The organism is Bradyrhizobium zhengyangense (genome assembly GCF_022012555.1).
Taxonomy (GTDB): Bacteria; Pseudomonadota; Alphaproteobacteria; order Rhizobiales; family Xanthobacteraceae; genus Bradyrhizobium; species Bradyrhizobium zhengyangense.
This window is the reverse complement of record NZ_JAKLTZ010000017.1, coordinates 94,832-108,694: the sequence shown is the minus strand read 5'-3', so window position 1 is coordinate 108,694 and position 13,863 is coordinate 94,832. Positions and strand designations below refer to the sequence as shown.

14 protein-coding genes are annotated in these 13,863 nt (G+C 56.4%); 4 read left to right on the top strand and 10 right to left on the bottom strand.

The features are described from left to right. Positions 1-2: 2 nt before the first annotated feature. The 9 genes from L6639_RS36335 to L6639_RS36295 form a co-directional block, all read right to left on the bottom strand. Complete coding sequence (locus L6639_RS36335) at positions 3-518, bottom strand: thiamine pyrophosphate-binding protein (RefSeq protein WP_164933841.1); 516 nt, start codon at positions 516-518, stop codon at positions 3-5. A gap of 243 nt (positions 519-761) precedes the next feature. Next, a complete protein-coding gene (locus tag L6639_RS36330) occupies positions 762-2,180 on the bottom strand; it encodes an amidase (protein WP_128929628.1) in 1,419 nt (472 codons plus the stop codon). A gap of 71 nt (positions 2,181-2,251) precedes the next feature. Then, positions 2,252-3,628, bottom strand: coding sequence for an NAD(P)/FAD-dependent oxidoreductase (locus L6639_RS36325; RefSeq protein ID WP_237866328.1), 1,377 nt, complete (start codon positions 3,626-3,628; stop codon positions 2,252-2,254). 220 nt (positions 3,629-3,848) lie between these two features. Beyond that, complete coding sequence (locus L6639_RS36320; protein ID WP_128955182.1) at positions 3,849-5,012, bottom strand: NAD(P)/FAD-dependent oxidoreductase; 1,164 nt, start codon at positions 5,010-5,012, stop codon at positions 3,849-3,851. 77 nt (positions 5,013-5,089) lie between these two features. After that, positions 5,090-5,494, bottom strand: a complete 405-nt coding sequence (locus L6639_RS36315; RefSeq protein ID WP_128929630.1) for an acetyl-CoA carboxylase biotin carboxyl carrier protein — start codon at positions 5,492-5,494, stop codon at positions 5,090-5,092. Then, positions 5,491-5,661 (bottom strand): biotin carboxylase N-terminal domain-containing protein, encoded by a 171-nt coding sequence (locus L6639_RS36310; protein WP_164933826.1) that lies wholly within the window; start codon positions 5,659-5,661, stop codon positions 5,491-5,493. The genes L6639_RS36315 and L6639_RS36310 overlap by 4 nt, the downstream gene beginning before the upstream one ends. A 4-nt stretch (positions 5,662-5,665) precedes the next feature. Next, positions 5,666-6,079 (bottom strand): acetyl-CoA carboxylase biotin carboxyl carrier protein, encoded by a 414-nt coding sequence (locus L6639_RS36305; RefSeq protein ID WP_128929632.1) that lies wholly within the window; start codon positions 6,077-6,079, stop codon positions 5,666-5,668. A 205-nt stretch (positions 6,080-6,284) separates the two neighbouring features. Next, positions 6,285-7,790 carry an argininosuccinate lyase gene (locus tag L6639_RS36300; protein WP_128929633.1) on the bottom strand — a complete coding sequence of 502 codons (1,506 nt, stop codon included), beginning with the start codon at positions 7,788-7,790 and terminating at the stop codon, positions 6,285-6,287. Between the two features lie 242 nt (positions 7,791-8,032). After that, the gene (locus L6639_RS36295; RefSeq protein WP_128929634.1) at positions 8,033-9,325 is read right to left on the bottom strand and encodes an aspartate aminotransferase type Ic; all 1,293 of its coding nucleotides are present in this window, start codon (positions 9,323-9,325) and stop codon (positions 8,033-8,035) included. A gap of 848 nt (positions 9,326-10,173) precedes the next feature. On the opposite strand from L6639_RS36295, the gene L6639_RS36290 reads away from it, so the two are divergent. The 4 genes from L6639_RS36290 to L6639_RS43565 all read left to right on the top strand — a co-directional run bounded on the left by L6639_RS36290 (position 10,174) and on the right by L6639_RS43565 (position 12,274). Further along, a complete protein-coding gene (locus L6639_RS36290; protein WP_128929635.1) occupies positions 10,174-10,500 on the top strand; it encodes a type 2 periplasmic-binding domain-containing protein in 327 nt (108 codons plus the stop codon). A gap of 145 nt (positions 10,501-10,645) precedes the next feature. After that, the gene (locus L6639_RS36285; RefSeq protein ID WP_128929636.1) at positions 10,646-11,002 is read left to right on the top strand and encodes an extracellular solute-binding protein; all 357 of its coding nucleotides are present in this window, start codon (positions 10,646-10,648) and stop codon (positions 11,000-11,002) included. 272 nt (positions 11,003-11,274) lie between these two features. Beyond that, a complete protein-coding gene (locus tag L6639_RS36280) occupies positions 11,275-12,138 on the top strand; it encodes an asparaginase (protein ID WP_128929637.1) in 864 nt (287 codons plus the stop codon). After that, on the top strand, positions 12,050-12,274 hold the full coding sequence (locus tag L6639_RS43565) for a hypothetical protein (RefSeq protein WP_371746378.1): 225 nt from the start codon (positions 12,050-12,052) through the stop codon (positions 12,272-12,274). Before L6639_RS36280 ends, L6639_RS43565 begins: the two co-directional genes overlap by 89 nt. Before the next feature lie 521 nt (positions 12,275-12,795). Here L6639_RS43565 and L6639_RS36275 read toward each other — a convergent pair. Further along, complete coding sequence (locus L6639_RS36275) at positions 12,796-13,524, bottom strand: class I SAM-dependent methyltransferase (RefSeq protein ID WP_128929638.1); 729 nt, start codon at positions 13,522-13,524, stop codon at positions 12,796-12,798. Positions 13,525-13,863 lie beyond the last annotated feature (339 nt).

Here is a 13,863-nt window from a genome sequence, read left to right as displayed (position 1 = left end):
CCTCAATTAAAACCGTGAAATTCGTCGGCGATCAGTACGACGACTGGGCGCTGAGTTAGTTCAGACTCGGTGAAAGCGAGCGAGATGCGATCGGCGTCCGCATTACTTTCCACCATGTAGAACTTGATTCCGAAAGCGAGCAGGAAGCGTTCTGTATATTCGGCCGCGCTATCGTGATTGACGCCGTGCCGCGTGTAACCGCGGTAACCAACCAAGAAGACGACCGGAACGTTCAGATTGAGCAGCCAGCCGCGCATGGAATCTCCCGATTCCATCATGCCGGTATTCTGCACCAACACGATCGGCTTTGCTCCTCCTGCGAAAAGTCCGGCCGCTATTGAGCAGGCATGCCCTTCGCGGGCGACGCCGACCAAGCTCAGCGATTGCTCCTCCTGCATTTTCAAGAACAGCCAGTTCGTCTCGCTATCTGGCAGCCAAACAACATGCGACACGCCGTTTTGCTTCATTTGCGCAACGACCGATTCGGGACTCAGTGCCGCGGCTTGCTCGTCACTCATCATCGTCCTCTTTTCGCCGGCCGCCATGGGAGCGAGGGCCCGCGGCCCAATTTGTATCCGAGACGTTAATTTAGGATACGATTAAAGGGCCTCCGGCACATTCGTGTCAACCTGAATGTGACGAAATCGTAATTTCCGAATGGAATCCTCATTTTCAGAAAGCCACGAACAATGCCCGAAACTCGGCAAGCCCCCCAAAAGGGCTCGGTCTGCGACAAGTCATTGGGGGGATCGCGAACGGTTTCATATGTATCCGGGAGGGATTGCTACGGCGCCCCCTCGTTCGCGGTCAAACGCTTGCGCAATCCGGAAGGCCGTTGCATCACCAAAACGGCGGACGGTAATTTGCAGACCTACCGGCATAAGGGCTGCGAGCCCCATGGGTATCGATATAGCGGCCAAGTCCATTAGATTGGCTATACGGGCGAGGAGACCAAAAGGTGCGGTTTGCTCGTGCGCCCCCTCGATCTCTGGAGTCACGATCGGAGCCGAGGGCAAGAGAAACGCTGCTGCGCCTTCCAGATAACGATCGAATTCCACCTGCATTTCGCGGCGGGTTGTAAGCAGGCCGAAATAGTCCCTCGCGCTGATGCCACTGCTTTTGCGCATTCGCTGCGCTATCAAACGATCAACTCGACTGTCGAGCCCCTCGATGTATTGCGATAGCCCATTCCAGCCTTCGGTCCCCGTGATACCGGATGCGTGAGCCGCATATTCTTCGTGACTCCGAGGCATGGGACGCACATCTATGTGAGCGCCTAGTCTCTTGAGGTCGCCCAGTGCCTTATGGAAAAGGTCCATAATTCGGGGGTCGACGAATTTGAGCTGAGAGTCAGTTGGCGCTCGCAAGATCAAGCCCTCGACGCCAGCCGTTAACTCGCCAAGAGGATTTATGCGCCCAATTCCGTAGGTCGAGGGATCCTGGGGATCCCGCCCTTGCAAGGCATCGAGTACCAACGCGGCATCCCGGATGCTGCGGGCCAACGGACCCACAGTGTCAAATGTCGGCGCCAATGGAAAGACGCCGCCCCGGCCGACCAAGCCGAGCGTACTCTTGTGGCCAACAATTCCACAAAGCGATGCGGGGGTACGAATTGAGCCGCCGGTATCGGTCCCGAGCGCAACCGGCACGAGCCCCGCCGCGACCGCGACTCCCGATCCGCTGGATGATCCGCCGGGTACTCTCGCAACCGAGGTATCCCAGGGATTCACCGGCGTACCGCAGACGGGATTGCACCCCCAACCACCAAAAGCGAATTCAACGGTGTGCGTTTTCCCGATGAGAACCATTCCTCGATCGAGGAGGCGCTGAACAGCGTGGGCTGTGTTCTCCGCAGGGGTCGATGCGGTCGCAAGCGATCCGGCCCGGGTCGGTCTCCCCTTGACATCAAATAGATCTTTGACCGCGAAAGGTATCCCGTCCAGCATATGCAAAGCGTTGCCGCCCGCACGCCGTGCATCGGCGGTCTTGGCAGCTACGCGAGCCGAATCCGCGTAGATTGCGACGAAGGCATGGAGCTGCGGGTCGAACTTCGCAATCCGCGCCAGAAAACGCTCCGTGATCTCGAGCGACGTGACCTGCTTGGTGGCCAATGCGCGCGAAAGCTCCCCGATCGTAGCGAACGCGACGTCACCAAGGGGCAATGTATGGCTGTCACTCATCGGAGTTCCCAACTAGTCCAACGCTAGGCGCGTATCTCTCAAGCAATGCATCAATCGGTCGGGCGCAGACATCAAAGCAGCCCCGCGCCCACCGAGCCCAGATCAGGGATCAACGAAGGATCCGTGAACCTGTCCATTGTGAAGACAGCCGATCCGGGCAACGGCTTATCCGCAACCCATGCGGCCGTTTGCTCTCCGACAGCGCAAGCCATCATCGTGCCAAAGCCGGAAAGACCGACGCACATATAGGAGCCTTCCGGTCCCATGGGCCCGACCAGCGGCCAATTGTCGTGGGTCCGCGTATACCAGCCGCTATAATGATGCAGACCGCGCGTCAGCCGTCCGATATAGGTCCTGAGTCCGGGGTTGAGCCTCGAAGCCCCTCGAAGCACAATTTCGGGAAAGCGGTCGTCCAGCGGAACGTCCCAGGTCGCGTTTACCTGCGCCCTCTCGTTGTAGGCCCATCCGAGCCGTAGCCAGCTGCCGCCGTCTCCTCCGTCGGGACGGCAATGAATTGCGCCGGTCATTGGTTGTGTGAGCCAGGCAGTGTCTGCACTGGCCCGAAGCAGGCTAGCTTCTTCTTCCGTCCAATTGATCATTTGATCATCGAGGTCGATCGAAAACGGCATGTCCCGAGGAATGACCTTGTGAACATCCTCGAAGGCGATTTTCTGCTGCATCACATTGAATAGGGGCAACTCGACGTCGAGCATGGCGGCAATGTCGTTCGCAAAGGGACCCGCACAGTAAATTAGCTTGACCGCTCGGAGAGTCTTAGAGGTCCCCTCGTCCTTAAAAGCGATAGTAAACCCGCCTTCTCGCTCCGCCTTAATGCCGTCGACCATGCCCTGCATGCGGTGCGCGCCGACGCTGCCCGTGTATTCCAGCATGAAGGCTCCCATCTGCTGCCCCGAAATGTCGCCGGCTTGGCGTACATGCAGGATTGTTCGCAGGTCGCGATCATAATTGGGAAACAGCGATTGGATCAGCTCGGGATTGCGAAGCAGATCGAAGCCTCGTGGCGCCAGCGTCCAGTCAGCGTCTGCGGGTCGTTGATAACTGCGGCTCGTGGTACCCTCATGGATCCGTACCTGCTCATCGAATTCCGCACCCAAGCTGAAGCGCAATCCCTCGATCAGCTCGGAGGCATCTGTCTTTCGCGACGCCAAGACATATCCGCGTCGAGTCATGTTCAGCCGATTGCCCGACTCTCGCGCGATGTCTTCCATGAGCTGGATGGAACGATCAGAGAGACGAACCATCAGTGGATGGGTCCACCAATTTCGATAATTCTCGCCAGACTGAGCGGACGTGAAGGCCATCGGAGGGCCTTGGTCGATGAGCGCGATATCAGTGATGCCGTGGTGTTTGGCCAGATAGTAGGCGACCGCGATACCAATCGTACCGGACCCGATGATAGCGACCTCGGCGCTTTTCACGCTCGCCATATTTTGCATCCCTTCTATTGTTTTTGGATACATTTTATATTGCCACACCGCAACTGATTTCGCATCGCCGATCGCGTTTTACGGAAGGGTTCCAAAGCGCCGTTTCGAGGTCACACGGTCCGTGGCGCGTGGCGCCTCAAGGAGAACGGCCTCGCGGTCACATCGGAAGGTCTTGGAAGGCAAAGCTCCCAAATCCCACAGGCAGGGGAAAGCGTTGAAACTATATGATGCCGCGCTCGGGCAGAGGGGCGTCGTCGATCAGTCGCTGCCAACCGAAACGAGTTAAATCCAGCGTTTCGTATCGTCCCTTCAGGATAAGTTCGGAAATCGCCAGACCACAGCCGGGCGCATGCATCAGGCCGTGACCTGAGAAGCCCGCCAGCATGTGGAAATTGCCCAGACCATCGGCCCCCGGCCCGATGATGACATTGCCGTCGAAGTCGTTCTGATCATAGAGACCCGGCAAAGTTGAACGGCATTTCGTCCGTTCGAACTGCGGGAAACGGTGCGCCAATGCTGGCCACACAACTGATTCGAAATAGTCGTAGTCGACCTCGAAATTATAGCCCCGCGGTTCCGCGAGCGTCGGAACACCGCCTGAATAGCCGGCGCCTTCGGGACGGAAAGCTAATCTTTCGGGGTCTTTGAGGTAAGGCAGCGGCTCGATGGGTTCTTGCGTTTCGAAGTAATGTTCGAAACGCCGCAGCGGGGTGATTGGAACATCGAACCCCAGTTGCTTGCAGATTTCCTTTGCCCACGCTCCTGCGCAATTGATGAATTGATCCGCTTCAATCTGAGCGCCGGATGCCACTCGGGCATGCGTTACAGCATGAGCGGCGCGGTCCATCCCCACCACATCGTCGGCAAGATATTTGACGCCGAGAGATTGCGATTTCTTACGAAAACCCATCAGCACACTATGCGGATCCAGCCAGCCGTCATCGGGAGAATGGACGCCGGCGCCAAGGTCCGAAACGTTCATCGAAGGGAATTTCTCTTTCAGACCGTCCGGCGTCAGCCATACGACATTGCAACCTTGATCTCGTTGAGCGTCGTAATTTTGACGCAACATCCCCGTCGCACTAAGGGGCACGATGAAGAGGTAGCCATTTTTCTTAAAGCCGATCTCGGCATCCACGCCTTCGATCGCCATCGTCTTCGGAAATGACTCAAAGAAGGGGATTGAGAAATTTGAAAGCTGGATATTCTCGGAAAGCGCGAAAAGACGTCGGACGCCACCAGACGCCCGTGGCGTCGAGGCTATCGCATAGGTCGGATCGCGCTCTATCACTATGACATCTGAAGCCGGCGCCATGAGCTTGAGAAAATAGGCAGCCGCGGAACCGATGGCTCCGCCCCCAATAATTGCGACATCATATTTCATTTTCCTACCTGCCCGAGTAGAGTAGATGGTGTGATACTATGCCAACGCCGTGCGCCGATGCCGTTCGTAGATGCCGCCTACTCCACGTCTACCGGAAGGATCTCGAACAAGGGCGCGCCGTAACTAACCGCGGCGCCTTCTTCGATAAGAATTGTGACCAACCGCCCCCGCTGCGGCGTTCTGATCGGGATTAGAATCAAATCATCCTGTAGGTAGCCGAGGATATCATCCGAGTTTAAAGACGAGCCCATCGGCACCGCCGCTGAAGCCGCCGCGGGATGCCTTGGTAAGAATCTTCCCGGCCCAACCGCGCGAACAACAATATTTGCCGTAGCCGGCGGCGCCGCTCGCACCTTCTCGTCGGTCGTCGCCGCAAGCTCAATGTTTATAAACTCGCCGCCTTCCTCATATTCCAGCCGGATCAAGCCATGGCGCCTCATGATGGCAGTCAATTGCGGAATGTAATCGCAAAGACCCGTCATGATGCCACCGCAGAAGTGGCTCTCTTCAGCCTCAGCCCAGCGGCCAACCAATTCTTCAGAAACCGGATGTCCGCGCTGCCGGCTTTGAACGCTTCAATGGCACCGCAGGCGCGCTCCATTCTAACGGCTATTTCCCCACGGTTGGCGATCAGCACCTTGTCAAACATTTGCTCACTCGAGAACGAGAAGAGTGTCACCCGCGCAAACCACCTGGCCGTCGTCGGGTAGGATTGCTCGCACCGTCCCCGCTCTGTCAGCTTCGACACGGAACAGTGTTTTCATGGACTCTACGACAGCAACGATCTGCCCCTTGGTGATTGTCTGCCCTACTTCAACCGCAGGAGAACCACCCTGGACATCCGAGCGATAAAACACTCCGTCGGTCAAAGCTCGTATCTTATGACCTTCTTGATTCGAACCGAGACTGTCAGCTTTTTGCAGTGACAGCGGCGCGCTGGTGAAAGCGGATGTCACTTCAGCGGCGGCGATCAGCAGCAGCCGAATGTCCCCTCTTTTCAGCTCAATCTTCTGCAAATTGAGCTCAGCCGCCTTCCGGCAAAAAACTTCGATCTGCTTCAGGTCCATGAAGGCCGCGGTCTCCCGAAGAACGAACTAATCGGCAACCGAAGACGGGGCTGACAGCATCAAACTGCGCCGGGCCGTTTGCGCCGATCGCGAGACAATGAGCACGACGCCCATAACAGTCAAGCACAATGTATTCTATTGCGGCCCTTTTGGATACATCATCATGTTGCGATAGATGCTGGCCGGACATATCGACCACCCAATGTTACTCAAGGATGGCATTCACGGCTTCATCAAGAGCTTTAGCGGCGCGTTCGCGAACACAACGCAGCTTTTCCTGCTGCTCCGCATCTCTGGTCTGGCTCTCGCGAGCGAGCTTTATCTGCGCGCACACATTGGCGGGCGCCGGGCTGCCGTAAGTCGAACGTCGGCCAACGAAAGCGAGTGGACTAAGGCTTTCCCGAAACAGTTGGGGGTCAAGGCTTGGTGCAGGAAAACCGAGCTGATTTGCTGCTGCATCCAAGTCGGCACTTGTCACCGTGTTTGGCATCATTCCGCAATTGAAACAGTGCGCCACGAATCCGGCGACCAATTCATGCGCTTTACGCCACCCCAACGCAGTCTCGCGCGCTATGGCCGCAGCAAGGTCCGTTGCGGTGCACCAGTTGGCACCCGCCAAATAGCTCATTCTCGCGACATCAAAGCGCACATCGCCCACAAGGCGCGACAGAGTATCCAGTCGTGCGGGAATCATTTCACCAATGGCCTTGAGCTGACTGTCCGTATTGACCCGCTCCATGGTGGTAAAACCAGTAGGTCCGCGTTCGGACATGCTTACAGCCAGGAAGGCCGATGATGCTTGCGTCGCCAAACTCTTGATGTCCTCCAGCCCATCAGGATTTTTCTTCTGCGGCATGATCGAGCTAGTACCACACAGATAATCCGGCAATTCGACATAGCCATATTCAAATGTCGACCATAACTGCAGATCATCGGCCAAGCGAGCGAGCGAATGCGTTAAACCTGCCATGAGACCGGCATATTCGATCTCCATGTCGTGGCTGATGATCGCATCGAAAGTGTTGGGCAAGGGCCCATCGAAGCCGAGGAGCTCTGACGAGCGCCGACGATCGATCGGAAAATCGCTCCCAGTCATGATGGCAGCGCCAGCAGGCGACTGATTGATGCGAGCATGAGCTTCTTGATATCGCTGCTGATGCCGGGCTGCGACCAGTTCAAACATCAGAGCCCAATGCGCCAGTGTTGTTGGCTGGGCGTGCTGGCCATGCGTGTTGCCCGCCATGACGGTCTCGATGTGTTTCGACGCCAATTCTATGAGAGAATGGCGCAGCTTCATCATGCCATCCAAGGCTGAACAGATCTGAGCCGCAAACGCCCTCCTTCGAGAAACGGCATTCAGATCTCCCGAACTGCGCCCGGTGGCGATCTGCCCACCAATTTCACTGCCATAAAGCTTTGTTAGATATCGTTCGCCCGCGTGCAGGCCCGAGTTCATCTTAGAATGAACATTTAGAACACCTTCTGCCTCCATCTGTCGCAGGCCGGCTAGAAGTTGCTGTCCGATTTTACGCTTAATTGCGCCCCCTTCGGTTAGCGCAACTAGATGGGCCTTGTCGAACGCATGAATATGCGGAGCCGTTATCGCATCGAACCGAGACTTGTAGTTGTCAAGATAATCTAGAGGAACTTGCTTCAAACGCGCTCCGGGGTTGGCGGCGCTGCGATAAGTTTGCGGAGCGTGGGTTTCCATTTAAGGATCTGCCTTAGCTTCGGGCCCGAACGAGCCGGTTTGCCGGCCACCGACACAACCAAGCAAGCCTGATGTATGCATATTAATTATACTGTATCCAGTCGCGCTGCCTGTCAATAACATGACACTGGGCGTGGCCGATAGCCTCCGGCGAAGCGGACGAAAAATCGATGGCGAGGTGGCCGCTGAGGTGACGGGTCAGAAGACAAATGGCTTGAGACGAGTTGTGCTGCGTGTTCACTTCAGTCATTGTCATTGATGCCAAGCTGCTTCTCGACTGCCGCCAGCAGAATTGAGATTGCAATTGCCTCAGCTGCAATCCGCACGTCTTCCAACGATGCAAAACTTGGCGCAATGCGGATATTGCTGTCCTTGGGATCATGCCCGTTTGGAAAAGTCGATCCTGCTGCAGTGAGAGAGATTCCCGCGTCGCCCGCCAGCCTGACAGCTCGTTGCGCTGCGCCTGCAATAGTATCGACGCTGATGAAATAACCGCCCTCAGGCCGAGTCCAGACGGCAGCACCTTTGCCTGCGAGACGTCTTTCGAACGCTTGGAGCACTGCGGAAAACTTGGGAGCAAGAATAGCGCGGTGTCTTTTCATGTGTCGTGTCACGCCCCCTGCGTCCTTGAGGAAACGCGCGTGACGAAGTTGATTAAGCTTGTCTTGACCAGCTCCACGCCGCTTGGCGCAGTCAAGAAACCAACGAACGTTCGCGGGAGAAGCTGCGAAGAAGCCGATACCGGCTGTGGCGAAGGTAATCTTTGAGGTAGACCAGAACATAAGCGGTCGATCCGCATTCCCGGCGGCCGCGCAAGCAGGCAAGATCCGTTTAGCTGGCTTGCTGTTATCGGCTAAGTGATGGACGACATACGCATCGTCCCAGAAGAGCCGAAAATCTGTGGCCGCAGCCTCCATCGCAGCCAGTCGATCAATTACTTCATCGGACCATATTTCGCCCGTCGGATTGGCATAAGTCGGCACGCACCACATGCCCTTCACACGTGGATCCCGCACATGATGCTCCACCACCTTCATGTCTGGCCCCTTGGGCGTGACAGGGACCGGAATCAGATCGATGCCATACTCGATGCACATGTTATGATGCAGTTCATAACCAGGCACGGGGCTAAGGAACGCGATTCTTCCCTGTTTCATCCAAGGGGTCGCAATTGCTGTCACACCCTTTAGAAGAGCCCACACAATTACATCATGCATGATCGCAAGGCTGGAGTTACCTCCTACCACGACTTGCTCCACTGGAACGTCTAGGATGGGAGCGAATATGCGGCGGAGTTCGACAAGTCCCTTCGGATCGCCCCCGTAATTTCGTGCATCGTCCCCAGCTTCCGTGATCCAATCATCGGGTTTCGGTAGCGAAAGCAGTTCGTTCGACAGATCGAGCTGCTCTTCTCCCGGGCGCCCGCGCGCGATGTTCAGCTTCAATTTGCGCGCGCGAATAGCATCGTATTCCGCCCTCACGTGGCGGAGCATCTGCTGAAGTTCGTCGGCGCTCATCTCGGCAAGCCGCATCATGATCCTCTCTCGCACCTGGCGAAGATGAGGCCTGTGGGACGATCCGATCCCGAGGTCTTGCATCATCGCACGTACGGCTTAGCTCTTCGCACTAATGCCATTTCGACGCCTGAGCCGATCTACTGCTCGCCTCTTGGCCATCATCGCGTGGTCTCATCCAGTTGCAGGCGAAACCCAGATCGCGCGTCACCACCAACATGGTCACGCGCTTGTTCCTCCGCATGGTCCATCCGTCGCCTCAGGCCAAAACGCAGCACTTCTGGTCGTGGCGGAGACACGGAGTTTCGGGAAGCACCCAGTTGCTCCAGCCGGCCCACAGCCGCCGCATCTTGCCGGAATTCCACCTGGAGGATTCGATCTCAGAAGCTCGGCAAAGCTGTTGATTATACACTTGACGGTGTTTGGATACGAAAATAGCGTCTGGTAGTCAAGCAGCGCTGGCGACCGCGAAGCGGAATGCCAGACTTGCGCGCCAACAGCAAGAAACCCGGAGAAGGTTGGCGATGGCAGCTCCCGTAACACGGCAACTCACAAAAATCTGCGCCTCACGGCGGCACCTTCGTCGCACTGCCCAAGCAGCTTTGGGAAGAAGCGATTTACCGCGCGACCCCTTCTCTTGCCGCGGTCTCCGCTTGGCTTCTGCTGGTCGTGCGCTCTGTGATGCTTATCGCTCACGTGACCGCAACGAGAGCCAACGCGACAGTGGTAAGGGCAATCAGGAATTCTAGGAACGCCATGAACAGAAGGACGTTTTTAAAATGGACGGCGCGCGCAACTGCCTCGTTGGCCGCGCCCACAGTCTGGAGTCCGGCGCACAGACATTATACGTTGCGGATACCGGAGGAGCGATGACTGAAGTCAATCGTGAGCTTCTCTATGGGCCATTTGAGAAAGCCACAGGAATCCAGGTCGTCCCCGTAATCCGTAGCGCTAGTCCGACCACCCAGATCAAATCGATGGTAGAGACCAAGAACTACATGTGGGACTGTGTTTTCGGGGCCGGCGCCGATGAGTCGCTGCAGTGGCAGCAGGCGGATTTGCTAGAACCGCTCAACGTGAGTGGCGAATTCGTCGATCAGATTCCCGAGGAGATGCGGCACAATCCAAGCTTTATGCCAGATATATCTCTGCCATTGCTCTGGTATGCCTTCCCTCTGCCACCAAGAAGGAGCTGACGTCTTTCGCCGACATGTGGGACTTTTCGATCCCAGGAGCTCGTTCACTTCGCAATGGCGGCCGCGACGACAGCGAAGTTGCCTTGCGGGCTGACGGGGTGCCCGGAGGCGAGGAGATCTACAAGGTTCTTGAGACTGACGACGGCTGGAAGCGCGCCTTCAACAAACTCGACAAGATCAGAAGATAGTGACTTGGTGGACGACTCCGCCACAAGGCGCTCAGCTGTTCCACAGTGGCGAGATCGATATTATGCCAACTTTTTCGAACCGGGCCTATCAATTGATCGCGCAAGGGGATGGGCTGGCGATTTGCTGGAATCAGGCATTTTACAACTCTTATGGCTGGGTCATCCCGAAAGGTAATCCCAAAGCCGAGCTGACTCGACGTCTCATCGTTTTCTCGCTGGAACCAGAGAGTCAGGCAGCTCGTTGCGCCAAGATCGGTGCCGGACCGTCTAATGTGAACGCATATCAGTTTATGAGCAAAGACGTCAGTCGATAATGTCCACCTATCCTGACAATCTGAAGCAAATGGTGCCGGTCGACAACGAATCTTGGAGCAAGAACCTTGCCGAAGGCGAGGAACGATTCAGGCAGTGGATACTCCAGTGAGCTGGCGTAACTTCGGAGCAGGCTCTTACAGGCCGGCAGTGCCGAAGGGCGTCAGAAGAGTGACCATGGTTCAGAAGGCATGGACGCAGCTACCCTGGCTTGGACCCTCCACAATCATCGGAGAAAAAGCATCCCTTTCCCCCGCAAACAGCTGAGGCGAGCATGTCACTACCATTAGTATATGTATTGACGACTGGCGGCACGATCGCGGGCAAGGGCGACTCGTCGGTTCGCCCTGCCGACTACGAGGTCGGTCTTCTTACCGGCAATGACCTCGTTCAGGCCATCCCCGAACTCGCTCAGTTAGCGGACACACGGGTCATCGAGATTGCGAACATTGGCAGTCAAGACATTTCGTTCGGTCATTGGAAAAAGTTAGCTGAGACTGCAAACGGTCTTCTCAGTTCTAAAGAAGAGAACATTGCGGGCATTGTGGTTACCCACGGAACCGATACCCTGGAGGAGACAGCCTACTTTCTGAATTTAACGATGAAATCGGACAAGCCGGTGGTCCTGGTCGGATCGCAGCGTCCCCCAACTGCAATGAGTACGGATGGACCCTACAATCTCTACAGTGCAGTTCGCGTTGCCATTCAGCCAGAGGCGGCAGGCAAGGGAACTCTGGTGGTCATGAACGAGCAGATCAACGCTGCTCGCGAGGTTGTCAAGACCAGCACCTTCCGGCTAGAGGCCTTTAAGTCGGGAGACTTTGGCCTTCTAGGCTATGTCGATACGGATAGGATTGTTTTCTATCGGGCACCTGTCCGTCGTCATGGCAACAACTCTGAATTTGATATCAAGAACATCAACGAGTTGCCGACGGTGCATATTGTTTACTCCTACGCCGATGCACCGGGAACACCGATCCGGGATGCTCTCGCTTCGGGCGCGAAAGGAGTTGTCATTGCCGGCGCGGGTGCCGGGACCCTATCCCAAAATGAGAAGGCGGCCGTCGCGGCTTATCGTAAGACAGGTGGTGAAGCCATCATCATGCGTTCCAGCCGCACTGAACGGGCGCGTCATTGAACGCGACCACTACCTAGAGCTTGGCGTCCTCAACGCAGACAATTTAAGTCCGCAAAAGGCTCGCATCCTCCTTGCGTTGGCCCTAACCAGGACCAACAAGCCGCATGAGATAAAGCGAATCTTCTCCGAGTATTGACCGACATGGACGAGTGCGCATGTCCTAGATGGCTACCTTGTCCCTCTGCGACGCGCCAGTGCGCTCATCGGATGAAGGGGACGGGTGGTGCATCATTCATGAGGGTGCTGAGACGTTCCTTGAAGCAGGCAACGTCGCACGGCACTTCTGGCGGTCATCTCAACGACCAGCATTCCCGACCACCCGCTTCATTCCAAGCCGACGGCGCAACAGCCCAATATTAGGAGGCATCCGCGCATGCTTCGCATCCCAAACGGCTTTCTCGCCATCCCAAATCCTGGGCGAGAGGCATCCCCGGCGACGGGGGTCTTTCTGTTGTGGCTTCGCGAGGTCCTGGCCGAGAGTTCTTTGGCCGCAGTCGAAAATCGCTGAAAGACCCGACCCGCCGGCTGGTCCGCCTGGTCAATATGGCGATATCTGCATAATGCGCATGGCCAAGGGCTTTGAGAAGATTACTGATTGACTCGATGCAGTCATTGACAACAAGCGCGCCGAACGACCCGAACAATTGACTTTGGGTGCTACCGTTGCGCGGAAACCAGAAGCATCATCGGTCGCTCCAACTCTTCTTCCAGCTCTGGCGTTTGTGTGATCTGCTCGGGGGACGGGGCAAACTCTTCGACGGCTAAGATCCGGAAGCCAGCACGGATCAAGGTGTTAAGCGTCGTGCCGATGGTCCGGTGATATTTGATTACGCCTTTCGCAAACCAGTCAGTCTGGCGCTCACCCTCGATCGAATAGCAATTGACTGGCCAAGTCTTGCGCCCGTCCTCGTCGGCGATCCAATGCGGATGGACCGCTGCCATAAAGATCGGATGCTCGATGGTGAATACGATATGCCCGCCGGGCGTGAGCGCTTGGTGGACCATGCGCGCGAGACGGCTGAAGTCCCTGATATAGTGAAAGGTGAGTGCACTATAAGCGAGATCGAAGGCTGCCGGCGGCAACTCCACTGTCTCCAGGTCTGCAATCCGGTATTTAATTTCTGGATCGTTGGTATCCGCCTTTGCCCGGCTGATCATGTTTTCGGAGAGGTCCAGGCCGAGCACCGAGTTTGCGCCTTGCTTGCGCATCCAGCGCGACGTCCAACCAAGGCCGCACCCCAAATCGAGGACGCGCTTGCCGAAAATCGCTGGCAAAATCGCGCGTATGGAGGGCCATTCAGGCGCACCGTCCAGACCGCGAATTTGTCTCGGAAGCTGGCTGTAACCGGCGAAGAAATCGGGATTGTCGTAGATATTCTGTGCCATGGTGTTCTCTTGTCCGGCGTAATGGGATTCGGATCATACGACAGACCGAGATTCCTTTTGTTCCCCTTTCGTCGCGTTTACGGCGCGAATTGGTTTCAACCAATTCTCACTATTTGGGGCAGTGGCGGCGGCGAGCTTCCCCTTGAACCCAGCGATGCGGGGCTCAATCTAGACCTAGGGGATGCAGCCGACACTCTGCACGCCCAAAGCGGCTGGAAGAAACGTCGGATGATGCCGGGATTATTGGGCGTCAAAAAGAACAGAGCGACTTGGAGACTCTAGACCCCATCCCGGACGCTCTATTGCCCGTCGCCAATGAGGTTTGGCAAAAGCAAAATC